Raw genomic sequence first — 18,940 nt, 5'->3', positions numbered from 1 at the left:
AGCAAATCGCTGAGCAAGTTGCAGATCATTCATAGCCCGGATTCAACCGCAGCACAATAGGGCGCCGTTATTCGCGACCGGGCAGTTTTTTCCAGGTGACTTCGTTACGCAAGTAAGTCGGTTCGGCATTTTCTACCGCCACCGCCAATCCTTGCTGCCAGGCAAGCAGCGCAAGCGGCAGCATATCTTCCGCTTGCGGCAGGAGCATTTGCCCGTCGCGCAGGCCCAGGAAAGCGCCGGCAATCAAGTCCGGGTAAGTTTGCCAACCGGTACCCACATGCGCCCAGTTGCCTTGCAGGCCTTGCGCACGTTCCAACGCTTGCTGTGGTGAAAGCACCGCTTCACCTTCGCTTTCCAGCCAACTGCCGTCTCCCTGACGCTCAAACTGGCCCCAGTAGACTTCCCCCATCCGTGCATCAATCGCCGCCAGCACTCGGTCGGCGCCGGTAACTCGCCAGGCACCTTGCGCCATGGTTTGCAACGTTGAAATGCCCAGCATTGGCAACCCGGCTCCCAGCGCCAGCCCTTGCGCGATGCCGATACCGATACGCACGCCGGTAAAGCTGCCGGGCCCACGGCCAAAAGCCAGTGCGTCGAGTTGATTAAGGGTTAAACCGGATTCCGCCAGCACTTGCTGCACCATCGGTAAAATGCGTTGCGTATGCTCACGTGGGCACAGCTCAAACAGGGCGTGGACTTCGCCTTGATTCCAGATGGCAACGGAACAGGCTTCCGTCGCCGTATCGATCGCTAAAATTCGCGTGGACATACCAACCTCTGGCGGGAAAAAAACAGGGCGCGCATTGTAGCATAGCCCCGTGTCCGCGCCTATCCGCTAGCGTTCAGCCTGCAGGAAGGCAATCGCCTGTGCGATATCCCGGGTGCGCGGCGTCGGTGGCAGACTATTGAGGAATACCTCGCCATAAGGCCGCATCACCAGGCGGTTATCGCAGATCACCAGCACGCCACGGTCGTCAGTATCGCGGATCAGACGCCCGACGCCCTGCTTCAGGGTAATGACCGCATCCGGCAATTGCACGTCGTTGAACGGATCGCCGCCACGCAGCCGGCAGTCTTCAATTCGCGCCTTCAACAGCGGATCGTCGGGCGAGGTAAACGGCAGTTTGTCGATGATCACGCAAGACAGCGCGTCACCGCGCACGTCCACCCCTTCCCAGAAACTGCTGGTCGCCACCAACAACGCGTTGCCGGCTTCGACAAACTGCGCCAACAGTTGGCCTTTGCTGGTTTCCCCCTGCAACAGTACCGGCAGCGTCATGGTGGCGCGAAATTCCTCCGCCAGTTCGCGCATCATCTGGTGCGAGGTGCAAAGGAAGAAACAGCGCCCGTTATTGGCTTCAATCAAGGGTCGCAGCATGCGCGCCAGCTGGCGCGCACCGCCGGGTTGATTCGGAGAAGGCAGAAAACGCGGTACGCACAGCAATGCCTGTTTGGCGTAGTCGAACGGGCTGGCCAGCAGCAAGGTTTTGGCTTTGGTCAGACCCAACCGCTCGGTAAAGTGCCCCATTTGTTCATTAACCGACAGCGTTGCCGAGGTGAAAATCCAACTGCCCGGTTTTTCATCCAACAGCTCACGGAAGCGATCGGCCACCGTCAGCGGCGTCAGCGCCAGCACGAAATGGCGTGAATTGCATTCATACCAGTAACTGAAGCCCGGCTCGTTGACCTCTTTCAGTCGCTTGAGGCGTGCGCGATACAGCGTGGCGCGCTCGAAAGCGGCATCCAGCAAGGCCGAGCGGCCAAGGGACAGTTTAACAACGTCGTAGCACAGCTCCAGCGCGTCATCGAGCAGCAGCAGGGCGCGCTGCACGTTCGGTTGACTGAGCACATCGCGCAGGTTACCGCGAAACCCCGGCTCTCCCAACATCAAACGGAAATCCTGGGTGCTCTGGCTGAGGCGATCGGCGCTTTTTTGCAACTGCGCGGCGTCACGGACTTCGGTACGGTAGGCAATGGTAATATCTTTAGCCAGATCCAACAGTTGGCGGCTGGTCAGCTGCTTGCCAAAATACTGACTGGCAATATCCGGGATCTGATGGGCTTCGTCGAAAATCATCACGTCGGCTTCAGGAATTAACTCGGCAAACCCGCCCTCTTTCACCACCATATCCGCCAGAAACAGATGATGGTTCACCACGATAACGTCAGCATCCATGGCCCGACGGCGAGCTTTGACCACAAAGCAATCTTTATACAGCGGGCAGTCGCTGCCCAGGCAGTTGTCGTTGGTGCTGGTCACCAGCGGCCAGATAAAGCTGTCTTCCGCCACGTCGCTGCAACTGCTGATGTCGCCTTCTTTGGTCAATGACGACCATTTACGCAGATGAACCAGATCGATCAGCGTCTGCCCGGCCAACTCACCGCCGGCCATCGATTGTTGCTCCAGGCGTTCCAGGCACAGATAGTTGGAGCGCCCCTTCAGCAGCGCCATCTTGCCTTTGTACTTGAGCGCTTTGGCGACGGTAGGCAGATCGCGCGCGTAAAGCTGGTCCTGCAGGGCCTTTGATCCGGTGGAAATAATCACTTTGCGATCGGCACGTAGCGCCGGTGCCAAATAAGCGAAGGTTTTACCGGTGCCGGTACCCGCTTCGACCACCAGCTCCTGTTTGAAATTAATGGCCTCGGTTACGGCTTCCGCCATCTGCCGCTGAGGTTCGCGCGGTTTGAAACCCTTGATTGCCTGCGCCAGTGCGCCGTCTGTTGCGAAATCGTCCGTCACGCTATCTCTCTGCCAGTGTAATTCAGCGGTGATTATGCCAATCCTGCCGCACGGCTACCACCGACTTTATCGCCACGCATTTCTATCGGTTGCTGTGTTACCCTTAAGGTGATGATGATATGGAGATAACTGAATGAATATCGAACGCATTGATCCCGACCAGCGCTGGTCCGAAGCCGTGGTACACAACGACACCGTCTATTACACCAGCGTGCCGGAAAATCTGGATGACGATGCCACAGCACAGACGGCCAACACCCTGGCAGCCATTGACGTGCTGCTGGCCCGCGTTGGCTCCGACAAAAGCCGAGTGTTGGACGCCACTATTTTCCTGGCAGACGCCGCAGATTTCGCCGCGATGAACGCCGCCTGGGATGCCTGGGTGGTTGCCGGCAGCGCACCGGTACGCTGCACCGTGCAGGCCAAATTAATGAACCCGAAATACAAGGTTGAAATCAAGATTATCGCCGCGCTGTAAACAAAAAACCGCAGGGAGCGACCCTGCGGTTTTTATTTTGTCATTCTGCGCGCTGCTTAAGCCAGTTTGATAATCACCATACCCGCCAACAGCAGCACCAGGCCGATCCAGCCCTTGGCATTCAGTCGCTGGCCGAACAGGATCCAACCGGCGGCGATGGTCGCGGCAATACCAAAACCGCCCCAGAGCGCATAGGCCACCGACAGATCAATCCCCTTCACCGCCTGCGCCAGCGCACTGAACGCGCCCAGCACCGACAGCAGAGACAACAGACCCATCCATACTTTACGGAAGCCGTCCGACATTTTTAGAAAGATGTTGGCGACAATTTCCAGGACTATCGCCAGTGCCAGAAACCCGATGTGGTACAACTCAAGCTGTTGCATGGTTGTTACCTCGCGGACTGACCTGTTTTCGCCCCTTACGGGTACCGGATTTCACCAGCAGGATACCGGCAATCAGCGTCACCAGACCCAACACTTTCAACGCAGAGATCGGCTCATCAAACCACAACACGCTGAACAGCGTAATAAACAGGATACCGATACCTTCCCACAGCGCATAAGCCACGCCAAGGGCGACGCGTTTTATCGCCAGCGACAGCATTACGTAAGAGGCGGTGATCATCACATACATCACAATATGCCCGGTCATACCGCCGCTGATGCTGGCGTATTTCATTGACAGAGTGCCGATAATTTCGGCCACGATAGCCAAACCCAAAAAGATCCAATAAATCATAATTTTTCTCCCAAACGGCGAATAACGCACGCTAAGGCGTATTTATCCCGATTTATCTCGTCGGACAGGCGCAATAAGGCGCTGACGACGCAGAGATCCCTGGGGATAAACTGACCCAAACGTAATAAAAATGTTTGCCCGGCTACGCGCAATGACGAAGGACTAAGCCTGTCACCAGCACCGGTTAAGGGAGAAAGACGCTATAGCTCGCTGCACCAGTGATGCTCACTGGCAAGGATGGCAGACAGGAAAAGCTGGCAAGTAGAAGTTCTGAGGGTAGTTCCGTTAAGTTTCATCATAATTATTCTCTATTCTCAGCCGCACACCGTGCGATTTGCCCAATATCCTCATAAAAGTAAAATTTTCAACTGCGATATTTGTACCATAGCCAAAATAAGAAAGCAAACTGCCGTTTTCACAAAAACGAGAAAAAAACGGGTTAAAAATAAGAAAGTTAAGCATTTTAAAAATAAAAAAAGGTTCAACGAGCCGTTGAACCTTGATGACCTCAGGGGTGGGCAAACAATCGCCAAACCCAAGCGCGACGCGGGTTACAACGCAGCGCCCTTGACGGCGCTGCGCGCCAGTTCGCTGATGCGATCGTAGTCGCCGCTCTCCAACGCGTCGGCCGGCACAAGCCAGGATCCACCGATGCACAGCACGCTTTTCAGTGCCAGGTAATCTCGGTAGTTATTCGGCGTGATACCACCGGTCGGACAAAAACGCACCTGTGGGAATGGGCCGCCGATAGCCTGCAACGCTTTGACGCCGCCATTGGCTTCTGCAGGGAAGAATTTGAACTCGCGCAGCCCGTGATCCATGCCCAACATCAGCTCTGAAACGGTGCTGATGCCCGGAATCAACGGAATGGTTCCTGCGGTAGCGGCTTTCAGCAGCGCCTCGGTCAGGCCTGGGCTGATAGCGAATTGCGCACCGGCCTCGGTCACGTCTTGCAACTGCTGGGGATTAATCACCGTACCTGCACCGATAATCGCCTCCGGCACTTCTTTGGCGATGGCACGGATCGCCTCCATGGCGCAGGCGGTACGTAATGTCACTTCCAGCACGCGAACGCCACCGGCGACCAGCGCCCTGGCCAACGGCACCGCATGCTCCAGTTTATTGATCACAATGACCGGAACCACCGGACCTGCCGTCAGGATTTGTTCTGCGCTGGTTTTCCAGTTTTTCATTAATACCTTCTCCACTACTTACGGTTTATAAATGGCACGCCCCTGCCACAGGGCTCCGCAAGTTCATGCGGGCGTCCGGCCGTACCCTAAGCAAGGTTGCTATCCCGCGTTCTACGGGCAAAAAAAAGCCGGCAGATAAACTGCCGGCGACGCGTTACTCGAACTCGTTCCAGGAACGGCCATCGCGGGTGATCATCGCGACCGAGGCTACCGGGCCCCAGGTTCCGGACTGATACGGCTTCGGCGCTTCGTTGTCCGCTTTCCAGGCGTCCATGATGGAGTCCACCCATTTCCAGGCTTCTTCCACCTCGTCACGGCGCACGAACAGCGCCTGAATACCGCGCATGGTCTCCAGCAACAAACGCTCGTAGGCGTCTGCCACGTGCTCCTGGTTGAAGGTTTCCGAGAAGCTCAAATCCAGCTTGGTGGTTTGCAGGCGGTGCTTGTGATCCAAGCCCGGCACCTTGTTCAGCACCTGAATCTCGATACCTTCATCCGGCTGCAGACGAATGGTCAATTTGTTCTGCGGCAGTTGTTGGTAAGAGTCGCTGAACAGGTTCAACGGCGGGTTCTTGAAATAGACCACTACTTCAGAACATTTGGTCGGCAGGCGTTTGCCAGTACGCAAATAGAACGGCACGCCGGCCCACTGCCAGTTGTCGATGTCCACGCGAATAGAGACGAAGGTTTCGGTGTTGCTGCTTTTGTTCGCCCCTTCCTCTTCCAGATAGCCCGGCACTTTTTTGCCCTGCACAAAACCGGCGGTGTATTGGCCACGCACCGTGGTTTCACGCACATTGCTCTGATTGATGCGGCGCAGCGAGCGCAGCACCTTCACTTTTTCGTCACGAATGCGATCGGTGGTCAAATCCGCCGGCGGCGACATGGCAATCATGGTCAGAATCTGCAACAGGTGGTTCTGGATCATGTCGCGCATCTGGCCGGCCTGATCAAAGTAACCCCAGCGCCCTTCGATGCCCACCTCTTCCGCCACGGTGATCTGTACGGAATCGATAGTACGGTTGTCCCAGTTGGAAGCAAACAGCGAGTTGGCGAAACGCAATGCCAGCAGGTTCAGTACCGTTTCTTTACCGAGGTAGTGGTCAATACGGTAAACCTGGGACTCGTTGAAGTATTCCGCCACCTGATCGTTGATCACGCGGGAGGATGCCAGATCGGTGCCCAACGGTTTTTCCATCACGACGCGCGCCGGGTCGTGATTCAGTTTTGCCTCGCCCAACCCTTTGCAGATCGCGCCGAAGGTGCTTGGCGGCATGGCGAAATAGTTGATGGTGGTGCGATGCTTCTGGTCCAGCATTTTACCCAGTTTGGTAAAGTTTTTGCTGTCGTTCACATCCAGGTTGCAGAAATCCAGGCGTGCGCTCAGCGTGGCCCAGAGTTCATCATCCAGCTTTTCTTTCATAAAGGTGCCAAGTGCTTCCTTGACCACCTTGATATAGGCTTCTTTATCCCACTCGGCACGACCAACGCCGATAATCCGGGTTTCCGGGTGGATATGACCGGCTTTTTCTAACTGGTACAGGGAAGGCAGCAGCTTACGACGCGCCAAATCGCCCTTCGCGCCGAAAATAACCAGGTCACACGCCTGGGCTGTAGAGGTTACCGCCATGTTCATCTCCTCGTTGCAGGATATTTGTAATTTTCTTACATTACTAATGTACTCTCTTTGACTACGGCCAGTAAACCCGGATCAAAAGCAGAAAAAAAGCCCCAGAAACTCCAGTGTTAAGCGCGATCGGGCCTAAACGCCGCCGACGAAACTAAAAACTGTAATTTTCTGTCTTTTTTGACGCTCTTTTACCATTATGAAAGTTAGACACAGGTCATGTTCTGATGAAAAAAGTCTGCATACCCTGTGTCGAGACTGCCAACGGTTACCGGCACGTAGTATATTTTCATTAAACCGGCATTGATTTCTCCTTTGATTGAAATCGACATATCCGATGGATTTCAAGTGGAAACTTGAAAGATTGCGGGTACAAAACCATGAGTGACTCTCGTTATATGAATACGCTGGACAAAATCCAGAGCCATCTGGAGCTTCTGAGCAAATCTGAAAGGAAAGTCGCCGAGGTGATCCTGGCCTCCCCACAAACCGCCATTCACTCCAGTATCGCCACGCTGGCCAAAATGGCGGACGTCAGCGAACCTACCGTCAATCGTTTTTGTCGCCGTCTCGATACCAAGGGTTTCCCCGATTTTAAGCTGCATCTGGCGCAAAGCCTGGCCAACGGCACTCCTTACGTAAATCGTAACGTGGAGGAAGATGACAGCGTCGATTCCTACACCGGTAAAATATTTGAATCGGTGATGGCCTGTCTGGATACAGTAAAGGCAAATTTAGATATTGCCGCAATCAATCGTGCGGTTGACCTGCTTACGCAGGCAAAAAAGATCTCTTTCTTTGGTTTAGGCGCATCGGCGGCGGTCGCCCACGACGCGATGAACAAATTTTTCCGTTTTAATATCCCGGTGGTCTATTTCGATGACATCGTCATGCAGCGCATGGGATGCATGAACTCCAGCGAAGGCGACGTGGTGGTGTTGATTTCCCACACCGGCCGCACCAAAAACCTGGTTGAGATGGCGCAACTGGCGCGTGAAAACGACGCCACGGTGATCGCCATCACCTCACGAGATACCCCTCTCGCCCATGCGGCGACGCTGTCTCTGCTGCTTGATGTGCCGGAGGATACAGACGTTTATATGCCGATGGTGTCCCGAATTGCGCAATTAACGCTCATCGACGTTCTGGCCACCGGATTTACCTTGCGCAGAGGGGCTAAATTCAGAGATAACTTGAAGCGGGTCAAGGAAGCGTTAAAAGAATCGCGCTTTGATAAGGGTGCGGTTATCCCGAATAATTTCGACTCGTAACCGATGTAAAAAACCTGCCGGGAAAATTTGAACGGCAGTATTAGAGGCAGTACCTGTAAAACGCTCATGCGGGTAACCCGGGTGAAACATCAGTGTAGTAAAATTACATTTCACTCCTGGTTTCGTTATCCGACGTTATCGCAACACCAATACTTTGCTTCACCAGTCAACGGAGTAATACATGTCCAGACGGCTCAGAAGAACCAAAATTGTTACCACCCTTGGCCCGGCTACTGACCGCGACAATAATCTGGAAAAGATCATTGCCGCCGGCGCTAACGTGGTTCGGCTCAACTTTTCTCACGGCAGCGCGGAAGACCATCAGGCTCGTGCGGATAAAGTGCGCGAAATCGCTGCCAAACTGGGGCGTCACGTCGCTATTCTGGGCGACCTGCAAGGGCCGAAAATCCGCGTTTCCACCTTTAAGGAAGGCAAAATCTTCCTCAATATTGGTGACAAATTCCTGCTCGATGCCAACATGTCAAAAGGTGAAGGCGATAAAGAAAAAGTCGGTATCGACTATAAAGGCCTGCCAGCCGACGTGGTGCCGGGTGACGTACTGCTGCTGGACGACGGCCGCGTACAGCTGAAAGTGCTTGAAGTTCAGGGCATGAAAGTGTTTACCGAAGTGACCGTTGGCGGCCCACTGTCCAACAACAAAGGTATCAACAAGCTGGGCGGTGGCCTGTCCGCCGAAGCGCTGACCGAGAAAGATAAAGCCGATATCATCACCGCGGCGAAGATCGGCGTCGACTATCTGGCGGTATCCTTCCCGCGTACCGGCGAAGACCTGAACTACGCACGCCGTCTTGCGCGCGATGCAGGCTGCAACGCCAAGATCGTTTCTAAAGTTGAACGTGCCGAAGCCGTATGCAGCGACGAAGCAATGGACGACATCATCCTGGCTTCCGACGTGGTAATGGTTGCCCGTGGCGACCTGGGCGTCGAAATCGGCGATCCTGAACTGGTCGGCATCCAGAAAAAACTGATCCGTCGTGCCCGCACGCTGAACCGCGCCGTCATTACCGCGACCCAGATGATGGAATCGATGATCACCAATCCGATGCCAACCCGCGCCGAAGTCATGGACGTGGCGAACGCCGTGCTGGATGGTACCGACGCCGTAATGCTGTCTGCCGAAACCGCAGCGGGCCAGTATCCGGCCGAAACCGTGGCGGCAATGGCACGTGTTTGTTTGGGCGCTGAAAAGATCCCAAGCATCAACGTCTCCAAACACCGTTTGGACGTGCAGTTCGACAATATCGAAGAAGCCATTGCCATGTCTTCAATGTACGCCGCCAACCACCTGAAAGGCGTGACTGCACTGATCGCCATGACAGAATCAGGCCGTACTGCGCTGATGATGTCCCGCATCAGTTCCGGGTTGCCGATCTTCGCCATGTCGCGTCATGAGCACACCCTGAACCTGACCGCGCTCTATCGCGGCGTTACGCCGGTTTACTTCGACAGCCATAACGACGGCGTCGTCGCGGCCAACGATGCGGTGAATCGCCTGCGCGACAAAGGCTTCCTGGTTTCAGGCGACCTGGTGATCGTGACGCAGGGCGACGTGATGGAAACCGTTGGCACCACCAACACCAGCCGTATCCTGCGCGTCGAGTAATCCCGCTTGCCGCTTGCCGCCGGCCGTTAACACGGCCGGCATTTTTTCCCGCACCGCCCTTTTCGCCTGATAAACTCGTCTCCAGTCGCCACCACGGCAAACGGAGAGCCAAGATGCTTCATCAACACCCACCGCAAAACTGCAACTCGCTTGCACTGGATCTTGACGGCCAGGGGCTGGAAAGCCTGGACGAAGCCTGCCTGCAGGGCAACGCATTGCTGAAAATCAGCCTGTACGGCAATCGCCTCCGCCAGTTCCCGGCGCAAATTTTTCAGCATCGCGCGCTGCAGGTACTGAATATCTCCTGTAACCAACTCAGTGAACTGCCGGAAGAGCTCGGCCAATTGCAAAAGCTGGCGATGCTGGATTGCGGCCACAACAAAGCCGAGCGGGTACCTGCCGGTATCGGCCAACTCAGTGAACTGACTTATCTTTATCTGAGCGACAATGCCTTCAGCACGCTGCCCATCGAACTGGGGCGCCTGCATAAATTGCGTTATTTGAACGTGACCGACAACCGACTGAGCGAACTGCCTGCTGCCATTGTTCAACTGGGTGGTTTGCAGGAACTGAGGCTATATAACAACCAGATTACCGCGCTGCCGGCTACCCTCGGCCAGTTGACCGCGCTGCGGGAACTGCATCTGATGAACAATCGTCTGGAAACGCTGCCGGAAGAAATCTCGCAATGGCTTGAACTGGCGGTACTGGACATCGAAAATAACGCCATCAGCAAGCTGCCTGCGGCATTCTGCCACTTAGCCAGCCTGACCGACCTTAATCTGCGCGCTAATCGGCTACGGGAGCTACCCGGCGAATTTGGTCGGCTAACGGCGCTCACCACGCTTGATCTGCGCGCCAACCGGTTGAGTGAGCTGCCGGACAGCATGGCGGCATTGACTCGCCTGCGGCGATTGGATTTGCGCTGGAACAATTTCACCCAGATGCCAGCGGTGCTGGAGCCCTTGATTGCGCAGGGCTGCCTGGTACATATATAAGCTATAAGCGCTGCAACAACAAAAGGCCAGCCACCTTTCGATGACTGGCCCTTGCGATCTTAAGCGACCATTCCGCTTAGCGGTATAAATCGTCGCGCGAATAGGGCTCAGTTTCCCCTTCTTTACGCGTTTTCAGTAGTTTTAGGATCCAGGTGTACTGCTCTGGATTCGGCCCCACCAAATTCTCAACTTCTTCATTCATGCGGCGCGCAATATAGGGGTCATCAGCAACGGCCAAATCATCCATCGGCGGGCGAATATAGATATCCAACATGCTGGTTTTGCCGTCATACACCGGGAACAAAGGCACTATTGCCGCACGGCACACCTTCATTAGACGGCCTACCGCCGGCAACGTCGCTTTATAGGTAGCGAAAAAGTCGACGAACTCGCTGTGTTCGGCGCCGTGATCCTGATCGGGCAGATAATAGCCCCAATACCCCTGACGCACTGAGCTGATAAACGGCTTGATACCGTCATTGCGCGCGTGCATCCGGCCACCAAACTTACGGCGCACCGCATTCCACAGATAATCCACCAAAGGATTGCTTTGGTTGTGGAACATCGCCGCCATCGGCTGACCACGCGCTGCCATCAGCATTGCGGGTACATCCACTGCCCAACCATGCGGCACCAGGAAAATCACGTTTCGGCCTTCCGCGCGGATCTTATCCAGTACCTCTTCACCGTGCCAACGCACACGCTTCAGCACTTTCTCCGGTTTGGTGCAGGCCAGTTCCGCCATCAGAATCATCGATTGCGGTGCAGTGGCGAACATCTCGTCAATAATATGCTCGCGTTCGTTTTCCGGCACTTCCGGCAGGCAATACAGCAAGTTGATACGTGCACGGCGGCGCGCACTTTTGGCCACTTTGCCGACCAGCTTGCCAATGGCTCCGAGTACCGGATCGCGCAGGCGCGCAGGGATCAGTGAAATGCCGGCCATCAGCCCGGTACCCAACCAAACACCCCAGTAGCGCGGATGGTAAAAGGCTTTTTGAAATTGCGGAATGAACTCTACGTTCGATTTTTTCTCGTTTTGCATGCACAAGCTCTTAACTTAGCGGTTCGGCTAATCATAATTGCAAAGGTTGATTTTGCAATTAACAACGACGAAGCGCCAATATAAAACAGCATCGGCCCGCAATCAGGCCGATGGAATCACTGGCGCGGCAGCGCGCCCGAACAGTAGGATTAATCCAGCTGCAGTTGAGGAACCACTTCCTTCACCTGCGCCAGATAATCGCTGCGATCTTTACCGCTCAGCCCTTCAGAACGCGGCAGTTTCGCCGTCAATGGGTTGACCGCCTGTTGGTTGGTCCACATTTCGAAATGCAGGTGCGGCCCGGTAGAACGACCGGTGTTGCCCGATAACGCGATACGGTCGCCACGTTTCACCTTCTGCCCCGGCTTAACCAACAGTTTTTTCAGGTGCATATAACGTGTGGTGTACTGACGGCCATGACGGATCGCCACATAGTTGCCCGCGGCGCCGCTGCGTTTGGCGATCAATACTTCACCGTCCCCCACCGCCAGCACCGGAGTGCCGACCGGCATCGCAAAGTCGACACCTTTGTGCGGCGCAATGCGCCCGGTCACCGGATTCACCCGGCGCGGGTTGAAGTTTGAAGAAATGCGGAACTGCTTCATGGTTGGGAAACGCATAAAGCCACGCGCCAGGCCGGAGCCTTGACGATCGTAGAATTTGCCGTCTTCAGCGCGGATGGCGTAATAATCTTTGCCGCCGGAACGCATGCGCACGCCCAGCAACTGGCTTTGCGCGCTCTTGCCGTCAAAATGTTCGCGGGACATCAATACCGAGAATTGGTCGCCTTTGCGCAGTTTGCGGAAATCCAACTGCCACTGCAGCGCTTTGATCACCGCATTGATTTCGGCGCGGCTCAGGCCGGCATCACTGGCACTGCTGACGAAGCTGCCATTGAGACGGCCGCTGATCACGTTATTACGCCACTCGCCCTGCTGGGCTTCCTGAGTTTCCTTAAAACTGTTGCCTACACGATCGTAGGTACGGGTCTCACGCCGGGAAACCTCCCAGGTCAAACGTTGCAGATCGCCGGCATCGTTTACCGTCCACGACAGTTGCTGACCGATCTTCAAATTACGCAGGTCGCGATTTTGCGATGCGAGCAGAGATACGTCTGACATATCTATGCCGTACTGGGTCAGAATGCTGCCCAGCGTATCGCCGGTAGAAACTACATATTCATGCACGCCATCTTCGCCGGCGACCTTCTGGTCCAGCTCATCCTGTGGGATGTCATCATCGGGAGTGGCTTGGTCAAGATCGATCGGCTCACTGGCTTCTGGCAGTAAGGATCGTAACTGGCTGGATTCTAACTCGATGTTCTTAACGATGGGGTTATGTTCTGGGTGATAAACAAAAGGCCGCCAAACGGCAACGGCCAGTGTAACCACTGTCAACGACCCCAGCATGACGCGATGGGGCCGTGGCAGATTGTTATACGCCAGAGCGATAGTTCGGACTATCTGCTGCACTCGATATTATCCTCATAATCTTTACTTCAGGCAGCTCACGTACTGGTTTGACAGCTGAGTCAGGAAGTTCCCGTAGCTGTCTTTCCCCAGTGCGATGCCGATGCCCAGCGGGTCCAGCGTTCCAGAACGCACTGTGGTCCCCTTGGCAACGGCATTGATTACGGCCGGCCTGAATTGTGGTTCAGCAAAAACGCAGACTGCTTTCTGCTCAACCAGCTGTGTTCGAATTTGGTGTAAGCGCTGTGCTCCAGGCTGTATTTCGGGATTAACGGTAAAATGGCCCAGTGGGCTCAAGCCGAAGTGTTTTTCAAAGTAGCCGTAAGCGTCATGAAAAACAAAATATCCCTTACCTTGCACAGGCCTAAGCATGTTACCAACATTTTTGTCAGTTTGCGTCAGCAGATTCTCGAACTGGCGCAGGTTTGCGTCTAATTTGTCCTTATTTTGCGGCATAAGTTCCAATAACCTGTCGTGAATCGCGATCGCGGTCACTTTTGCCACTTCCGGGGACAACCAAACGTGCATATTATATTCGCCGTGATGATGGCCGGCCTCTTCTTCATGGTCCGCATGATTATGCGCATCAGCTGCATGATCATTGCCATGATCGTGATCATCATCGCCTTTCATCAACAGCGGTTTGATCCCGCTCAGTTCGCTGATAGCCAACTGCCGATTGGCCGACACCGGAGTTAGCGACTTGGTCAGAAAAGCCTCCATGTCCGGCCCCACCCATACCACCAGATCGGCGGCTCGCAGGCGTTGAATATCGGAAGGCCGCAGAGCAAAATCATGCGGCGAAGCACCATCCGGCAACAGCACCTCGGTGGGTGTCACGCCGTCGGCTATCGCAGAGGCGATAAACCCGAGCGGACGAATGGAAGTCACTACCGCGGCATAAGCGCTGTTCAGCGGCCCGACCATCATCAATGTGCTGGCCAGCAGCGTACGTTGCAGCCATTTATTTTTCTGTGCCATTCTCAGTAATCCCGTCGTTTTCATCAGCGAGGCGTGATATTATAACATTCGGTTAGTTCTGCAAAATGTAATCACGAGATGTCTACACTGACAACGCTAAAAAATATCACCGTCTCTTTTGGTAGCCGTAAGGTCCTGTCGAATATTTCGCTCAGCCTCCAACCGGGCCGTATTCTGACGCTGCTCGGCCCCAATGGCGCGGGTAAATCTACGCTGGTGCGGGTGGTGCTGGGGCTAATTGCGCCAACCGAAGGCACGATTGAGCGCGAGCCTGGCCTGCGCATCGGTTATGTGCCGCAAAAACTGCACCTCGACGCCACCCTGCCGCTCACCGTCAGCCGTTTTATGCGCCTGAAACCCGGTGTAAAAAAGGCGGATATCCTGCCTGCGCTGAAACGCGTGCAGGCAGCCCATCTGCTCGATCAACCGATGCAAAAACTCTCCGGCGGTGAAAACCAGCGGGTTCTGCTGGCACGTGCGCTGTTGAATAAACCGCAGTTGCTGGTGCTGGATGAGCCAACGCAGGGAGTCGACGTTAATGGCCAACTGGCGCTGTACGATCTGATCGATCAACTGCGTAAAGAGTTGGGCTGTGCGGTATTGATGGTTTCCCATGACCTGCATCTGGTGATGGCGAAAACCGATGAAGTGCTGTGTCTCAACCAACACATCTGCTGTTCCGGCGCACCGGAAGTGGTATCCATGCACCCTGAATTTATTGCCATGTTTGGTAATCGGGGAGCGGAACAACTGGCGGTTTATCGCCACCACCATAACCACCGTCACGACCTGCAAGGACGAATCGTGTTGAAGAAAACCGGGGGCCGTGAGGCATGATCGAACTGTTATTACCCGGCTGGCTGGCCGGGGTACTGCTGGCTGGGGCCGCCGGTCCACTAGGCTCATTTGTTGTCTGGCGCCGAATGTCCTACTTTGGCGATACCTTGGCGCACGCCTCGCTGCTTGGTGTGGCCTTCGGCTTGCTGTTGGATGTGAATCCTTTTTATGCGGTGATTGCCGTAACGCTGGTACTGGCTCTGGTACTGGTGTGGCTGGAGCGTCGACCGCAACTTTCCGTTGATACCCTGCTCGGCATTATGGCGCACAGCGCGCTGTCGCTGGGTTTGGTGGTAGTAGCGCTAATGTCCAACGTGCGGGTCGACCTGATGGCCTATCTGTTTGGCGATCTGTTGTCTGTCACCTTTAGCGATATCTGGATGATTGGCATCGGCGTCAGCATCGTGCTGCTGATCCTGTGGTGGCAGTGGCGCAACCTGCTGTCGATGACCATCAGCCCTGAGCTGGCGCATGTTGACGGCGTTAATCTGGTTCGTGCGCGCACCGTGCTGATGCTGGTCACCGCTTTGACTATTGGTCTGGCGATGAAGTTCGTCGGCGCGCTAATCATCACTTCTTTGCTGATTATTCCGGCGGCTACGGCACGTCGTTTCGCCCGTACGCCTGAGCAAATGGCCGGTTATGCGGTGCTGGCAGGCATGCTTGCCGTCACTGGCGGGCTGGCCTTCTCGGCATTTTACGATACCCCGGCCGGCCCATCTGTGGTGCTGAGCGCTGCGGTGCTGTTTGTGCTGAGTTTATTCAGGAAGCAGCAAGCCTGATTCCGGGCTGCCGACAGAGGTGACAAGGGCCGCAACAGCGGCCCTTTTTAATGCTTACTCTTCGCGTTCGATGCCAAAGTGTTTATAGGCATGATTGGTCGCCATACGTCCACGCGGCGTACGCTGGATAAAGCCTTGCTGGATCAGGAAGGGTTCAATCACGTCTTCGATGGTTTCCCGCTCCTCGCCAATCGCCGCCGCCAGGTTATCCAGGCCCACCGGCCCGCCCATGAACTTGTCGATTATCGCCAGCAACAGCTTGCGGTCCATATAGTCGAAACCTTCGGCGTCAACGTTCAGCATGTCCAGCGCCTGCATCGCGACTTCGCCATTAATCACGCCGTTGGCGCGGACTTCGGCAAAATCGCGCACCCTGCGCAGCAGGCGGTTAGCGATACGCGGCGTTCCGCGCGCCCGGCGCGCCACCTGGTGAGCGCCCTCTTCCGAGAGATCCAGCCCAAGGCAGTTGGCGCTGCGTGAAACGATATGCTGCAAATCGGCGACCTGATAGAACTCCAGGCGCTGCACAATGCCGAAGCGATCGCGCAACGGTGAGGTCAGAGAACCGGCACGGGTGGTAGCACCCACCAGCGTAAAGGGCGGCAAATCGAGTTTGATCGAGCGCGCTGCCGGGCCTTCGCCGATCATGATATCCAGCTGGTAATCTTCCATTGCCGGGTACAGCACTTCTTCGACCACCGGCGACAAACGATGGATCTCATCGATAAACAAGACGTCGTGCGGTTCGAGGTTGGTCAGCATTGCCGCCAGATCGCCCGCTTTCTCCAGCACCGGGCCGGAGGTGGTGCGCAGGTTAACGCCCATCTCATTGGCGACGATATTCGCCAGCGTGGTTTTACCCAGCCCAGGCGGGCCGAAGATCAGCAAATGGTCCAGTGCGTCGCCACGCTGCTTTGCCGCCTGAATAAAAATCTCCATCTGCTCACGCACGTGCGGCTGGCCGACATATTCCGTCAGCAACTTTGGCCGAATGGCGCGATCGAGAATTTCTTCTTCGTTGATCGGCTCAGCAGAAATCAGGCGATCGGCTTCAATCATTCTCTATCCCTTATCAACCTTACAGGGCGGCGCGCAGCGCGTCGCGGATCAGGGTTTCGCAATCGGCGCCCGGCTTGGCGATTTTGCTGACCATGCGGCTGGCTTCTTGCGGTTTATAGCCCAATGCCACCAGCGCAGAAGCGGCTTCTGCTTCCGCATCCATCTCGGCCGCCTGCGTTGCCGTAGCGGGGAGCGTGATTTCGCTGCTGTTATTGAACAGATCGCCATTAAGCCCCTTAAAGCGGTCTTTCATTTCGACCACCAGGCGCTCAGCGGTTTTCTTGCCAACCCCCGGCAATTTCACCAGCGAGGTGATCTCTTCGCGTTCTACCGCGCTGACAAACTGCTGTGCGGACATCCCGGACAGGATCGCCAGCGCCAGTTTTGGCCCCACGCCGTTCACTTTAATCAACTCGCGAAACAGCGCGCGCTCTTGTTTGTCGTTGAAACCGTACAATAGCTGCGCGTCTTCGCGCACCACGAATTGGGTAAATACGATAGCTTCTTGCCCCAGATCCGGCAGCTCATAAAAGCAGGTCATGGGCATATGCACTTCATAACCCACGCCGTTTGCCTCCAGTAACACCAGCGGCGGCTGCTTTTCCAGAATATATCCTCTGAGACGACCTATCATTTACCCTCCTGCAGAATTCTTGAGCATGACCGACTGTCATGCCGTGCTGGTAAAGCTTATAACATAAAAAAGGCTGGATGAATATCCAGCCTGAGTTGTCACTGATTCAGCGCTACTTTAAACGGCCACGAGCCAGGTTTAACCGCCCTTCGCTCATTCGCAGCACGTTTTGGCTGAGATGGCAGTGGGTGATGGCGATAGCCAGCGCATCGGCGGCGTCCGCCTGAGGATTGGCCGACAGTTTAAGCAGCGAGCGTACCATGTGCTGCACCTGTGCCTTCTCTGCCGCGCCGGTGCCGACCACCGTTTGCTTCACCTGACGCGCCGCATATTCAAACACTTCCAGATCCTGGTTCACGGCAGCAACAATCGCCACGCCGCGCGCCTGCCCGAGTTTGAGCGCAGAATCCGGGTTCTTCGCCATAAACACCTGTTCGATAGCGAAAAAATCCGGTTTAAACTGGGTGATGATTTCGCTGACGCCTGCGTAGATCAATTTCAGCCGCGTCGGCATGTCATCCACCACGGTGCGAATGCAGCCACTGGCGATATAGCTCAGCTGGCGGCCCTGCTGGCGAATGAGGCCATAACCGGTGACGCGCGATCCGGGATCGATACCCAGTATGATCGTCATCCCTACACCCACCTTGCGTTAAGCATTAACATCGCCAGGCGCTGCCACAGAGCAGCGCCGTACTTCAACTTCATTACAGCGTCGCCGCAACCTCGTCGGAGATCTCGCCGTTGTGGTAAACCTCCTGCACGTCGTCACAGTCTTCCAGCATGTCGATCAAACGCAGCAGCTTCGGCGCAGTTTCTTCATCCATATCGGCCTTGGTCGATGGGATCATGGAAACTTCCGCCGAGTCGGCGGTGAAACCGGCCGCAGTCAGCGCATCTTTCACCTCACCGAGGTTTTCCCAGGCGGTAAACACGTCGATAGCACCGTCGTCGTAGCTGACGATGTCTTCAGCGCCGGCTTCCAGCGCCGCTTCCATCACCACGTCTTCATCCAGTCCCGGTGCGTAAGTGATCACGCCCTTCTTGGTGAACAGATAAGCCACGGAACCGTCGGTGCCCAGGTTTCCACCGCACTTGGTGAAGGCGTGACGCACTTCGGCTACGGTACGGTTGCGGTTGTCGCTCAGGCATTCGATCATGACGGCGGTACCGCCCGGGCCGTAACCTTCGTAAATGATGGTTTCCATGTTGGTATCATCATCACCGCCCACACCACGCGCAATGGCGCGGTTCAGGGTGTCACGCGTCATGTTGTTGGACAGCGCCTTGTCGATCGCCGCACGCAGACGTGGGTTAGCCCCCGGATCGCCACCGCCCAGTTTCGCGGCGGTCACCAGCTCGCGAATAATTTTGGTGAAAATTTTACCGCGCTTGGAATCCTGCGCAGCTTTACGGTGCTTTGTGTTGGCCCACTTACTATGACCTGCCATAAAAAATCTC

The 18,940-nt window shown here is 55.5% G+C and carries 19 protein-coding genes; 6 read left to right on the top strand and 13 right to left on the bottom strand.

Features of this window, described 5'->3' with window-relative positions; genetic code table 11:
* Positions 1-67 precede the first annotated feature (67 nt).
* Both tsaB and QZQ97_RS03910 read right to left on the bottom strand, forming a co-directional pair.
* A complete protein-coding gene (gene tsaB / locus QZQ97_RS03915) occupies positions 68-769 on the bottom strand; it encodes a tRNA (adenosine(37)-N6)-threonylcarbamoyltransferase complex dimerization subunit type 1 TsaB (protein ID WP_311992338.1) in 702 nt (233 codons plus the stop codon).
* Between the two features lie 66 nt (positions 770-835).
* Positions 836-2,740: an ATP-dependent DNA helicase gene (locus QZQ97_RS03910; RefSeq protein ID WP_311992337.1), complete on the bottom strand. Its 1,905-nt coding sequence runs from the start codon at positions 2,738-2,740 to the stop codon at positions 836-838.
* Between the two features lie 133 nt (positions 2,741-2,873).
* Here QZQ97_RS03910 and QZQ97_RS03905 point away from each other — a divergent pair, with 133 nt between their 5' ends.
* Complete coding sequence (locus QZQ97_RS03905; RefSeq protein WP_065506316.1) at positions 2,874-3,218, top strand: RidA family protein; 345 nt, start codon at positions 2,874-2,876, stop codon at positions 3,216-3,218.
* Between the two features lie 56 nt (positions 3,219-3,274).
* Here QZQ97_RS03905 and mdtI read toward each other — a convergent pair whose 3' ends face one another.
* The 4 genes from mdtI to zwf form a co-directional block, all read right to left on the bottom strand.
* Positions 3,275-3,604 (bottom strand): multidrug/spermidine efflux SMR transporter subunit MdtI, encoded by a 330-nt coding sequence (mdtI, locus tag QZQ97_RS03900; protein ID WP_006325862.1) that lies wholly within the window; start codon positions 3,602-3,604, stop codon positions 3,275-3,277.
* Entirely contained in the window at positions 3,591-3,959 is a 369-nt protein-coding gene (mdtJ, locus tag QZQ97_RS03895) for a multidrug/spermidine efflux SMR transporter subunit MdtJ (RefSeq protein WP_013813319.1), read from the bottom strand. The genes mdtI and mdtJ overlap by 14 nt, the downstream gene beginning before the upstream one ends.
* Positions 3,960-4,510: 551 nt before the next feature.
* A complete protein-coding gene (locus QZQ97_RS03890) occupies positions 4,511-5,152 on the bottom strand; it encodes a bifunctional 4-hydroxy-2-oxoglutarate aldolase/2-dehydro-3-deoxy-phosphogluconate aldolase (protein ID WP_311992336.1) in 642 nt (213 codons plus the stop codon).
* 154 nt (positions 5,153-5,306) lie between these two features.
* Positions 5,307-6,782 carry a glucose-6-phosphate dehydrogenase gene (gene zwf / locus QZQ97_RS03885; protein WP_065506320.1) on the bottom strand — a complete coding sequence of 492 codons (1,476 nt, stop codon included), beginning with the start codon at positions 6,780-6,782 and terminating at the stop codon, positions 5,307-5,309.
* Between the two features lie 395 nt (positions 6,783-7,177).
* On the opposite strand from zwf, the gene QZQ97_RS03880 reads away from it, so the two are divergent.
* The 3 genes from QZQ97_RS03880 to QZQ97_RS03870 all read left to right on the top strand — a co-directional run bounded on the left by QZQ97_RS03880 (position 7,178) and on the right by QZQ97_RS03870 (position 10,672).
* Positions 7,178-8,050 (top strand): MurR/RpiR family transcriptional regulator, encoded by an 873-nt coding sequence (locus QZQ97_RS03880; RefSeq protein ID WP_311992335.1) that lies wholly within the window; start codon positions 7,178-7,180, stop codon positions 8,048-8,050.
* Positions 8,051-8,231: 181 nt separating this feature from the next.
* Complete coding sequence (pyk, locus tag QZQ97_RS03875; RefSeq protein ID WP_065506321.1) at positions 8,232-9,674, top strand: pyruvate kinase; 1,443 nt, start codon at positions 8,232-8,234, stop codon at positions 9,672-9,674.
* A 113-nt stretch (positions 9,675-9,787) separates the two neighbouring features.
* Positions 9,788-10,672: a leucine-rich repeat domain-containing protein gene (locus QZQ97_RS03870; protein ID WP_311992334.1), complete on the top strand. Its 885-nt coding sequence runs from the start codon at positions 9,788-9,790 to the stop codon at positions 10,670-10,672.
* A 76-nt stretch (positions 10,673-10,748) separates the two neighbouring features.
* Here the strand turns inward: QZQ97_RS03870 and lpxM are convergent, their stop codons facing one another.
* The 3 genes from lpxM to znuA all read right to left on the bottom strand — a co-directional run bounded on the left by lpxM (position 10,749) and on the right by znuA (position 14,167).
* The gene (gene lpxM, locus QZQ97_RS03865; protein WP_311992333.1) at positions 10,749-11,717 is read right to left on the bottom strand and encodes a lauroyl-Kdo(2)-lipid IV(A) myristoyltransferase; all 969 of its coding nucleotides are present in this window, start codon (positions 11,715-11,717) and stop codon (positions 10,749-10,751) included.
* A gap of 149 nt (positions 11,718-11,866) precedes the next feature.
* Positions 11,867-13,189: a murein DD-endopeptidase MepM gene (gene mepM / locus QZQ97_RS03860; protein WP_311992332.1), complete on the bottom strand. Its 1,323-nt coding sequence runs from the start codon at positions 13,187-13,189 to the stop codon at positions 11,867-11,869.
* 21 nt (positions 13,190-13,210) lie between these two features.
* Positions 13,211-14,167, bottom strand: coding sequence for a zinc ABC transporter substrate-binding protein ZnuA (gene znuA / locus QZQ97_RS03855; RefSeq protein ID WP_311992331.1), 957 nt, complete (start codon positions 14,165-14,167; stop codon positions 13,211-13,213).
* A 78-nt stretch (positions 14,168-14,245) separates the two neighbouring features.
* Here znuA and znuC point away from each other — a divergent pair, with 78 nt between their 5' ends.
* Entirely contained in the window at positions 14,246-15,004 is a 759-nt protein-coding gene (gene znuC / locus QZQ97_RS03850) for a zinc ABC transporter ATP-binding protein ZnuC (protein ID WP_004945518.1), read from the top strand.
* Complete coding sequence (znuB, locus tag QZQ97_RS03845; RefSeq protein WP_311992330.1) at positions 15,001-15,786, top strand: zinc ABC transporter permease subunit ZnuB; 786 nt, start codon at positions 15,001-15,003, stop codon at positions 15,784-15,786. The genes znuC and znuB overlap by 4 nt, the downstream gene beginning before the upstream one ends.
* 54 nt (positions 15,787-15,840) lie before the next feature.
* Here the strand turns inward: znuB and ruvB are convergent, their stop codons facing one another.
* The 4 genes from ruvB to QZQ97_RS03825 form a co-directional block, all read right to left on the bottom strand.
* The gene (ruvB, locus tag QZQ97_RS03840) at positions 15,841-16,845 is read right to left on the bottom strand and encodes a Holliday junction branch migration DNA helicase RuvB (protein WP_006316692.1); all 1,005 of its coding nucleotides are present in this window, start codon (positions 16,843-16,845) and stop codon (positions 15,841-15,843) included.
* Positions 16,846-16,864: 19 nt separating this feature from the next.
* Positions 16,865-17,479: a Holliday junction branch migration protein RuvA gene (gene ruvA / locus QZQ97_RS03835; protein ID WP_006316691.1), complete on the bottom strand. Its 615-nt coding sequence runs from the start codon at positions 17,477-17,479 to the stop codon at positions 16,865-16,867.
* Between the two features lie 112 nt (positions 17,480-17,591).
* Positions 17,592-18,113, bottom strand: a complete 522-nt coding sequence (gene ruvC / locus QZQ97_RS03830; RefSeq protein ID WP_004945529.1) for a crossover junction endodeoxyribonuclease RuvC — start codon at positions 18,111-18,113, stop codon at positions 17,592-17,594.
* Positions 18,114-18,186: 73 nt separating this feature from the next.
* Positions 18,187-18,930 (bottom strand): YebC/PmpR family DNA-binding transcriptional regulator, encoded by a 744-nt coding sequence (locus QZQ97_RS03825; protein ID WP_182822024.1) that lies wholly within the window; start codon positions 18,928-18,930, stop codon positions 18,187-18,189.
* Positions 18,931-18,940 lie beyond the last annotated feature (10 nt).

Origin of the sequence: Serratia sp. root2 (genome assembly GCF_031931805.1) — a bacterium.
GTDB lineage: Bacteria > Pseudomonadota > Gammaproteobacteria > Enterobacterales > Enterobacteriaceae > Serratia > Serratia inhibens.
The sequence above is the reverse complement of the archived record's forward strand: the minus strand, read 5'-3'. Positions and strand labels throughout refer to the sequence as shown.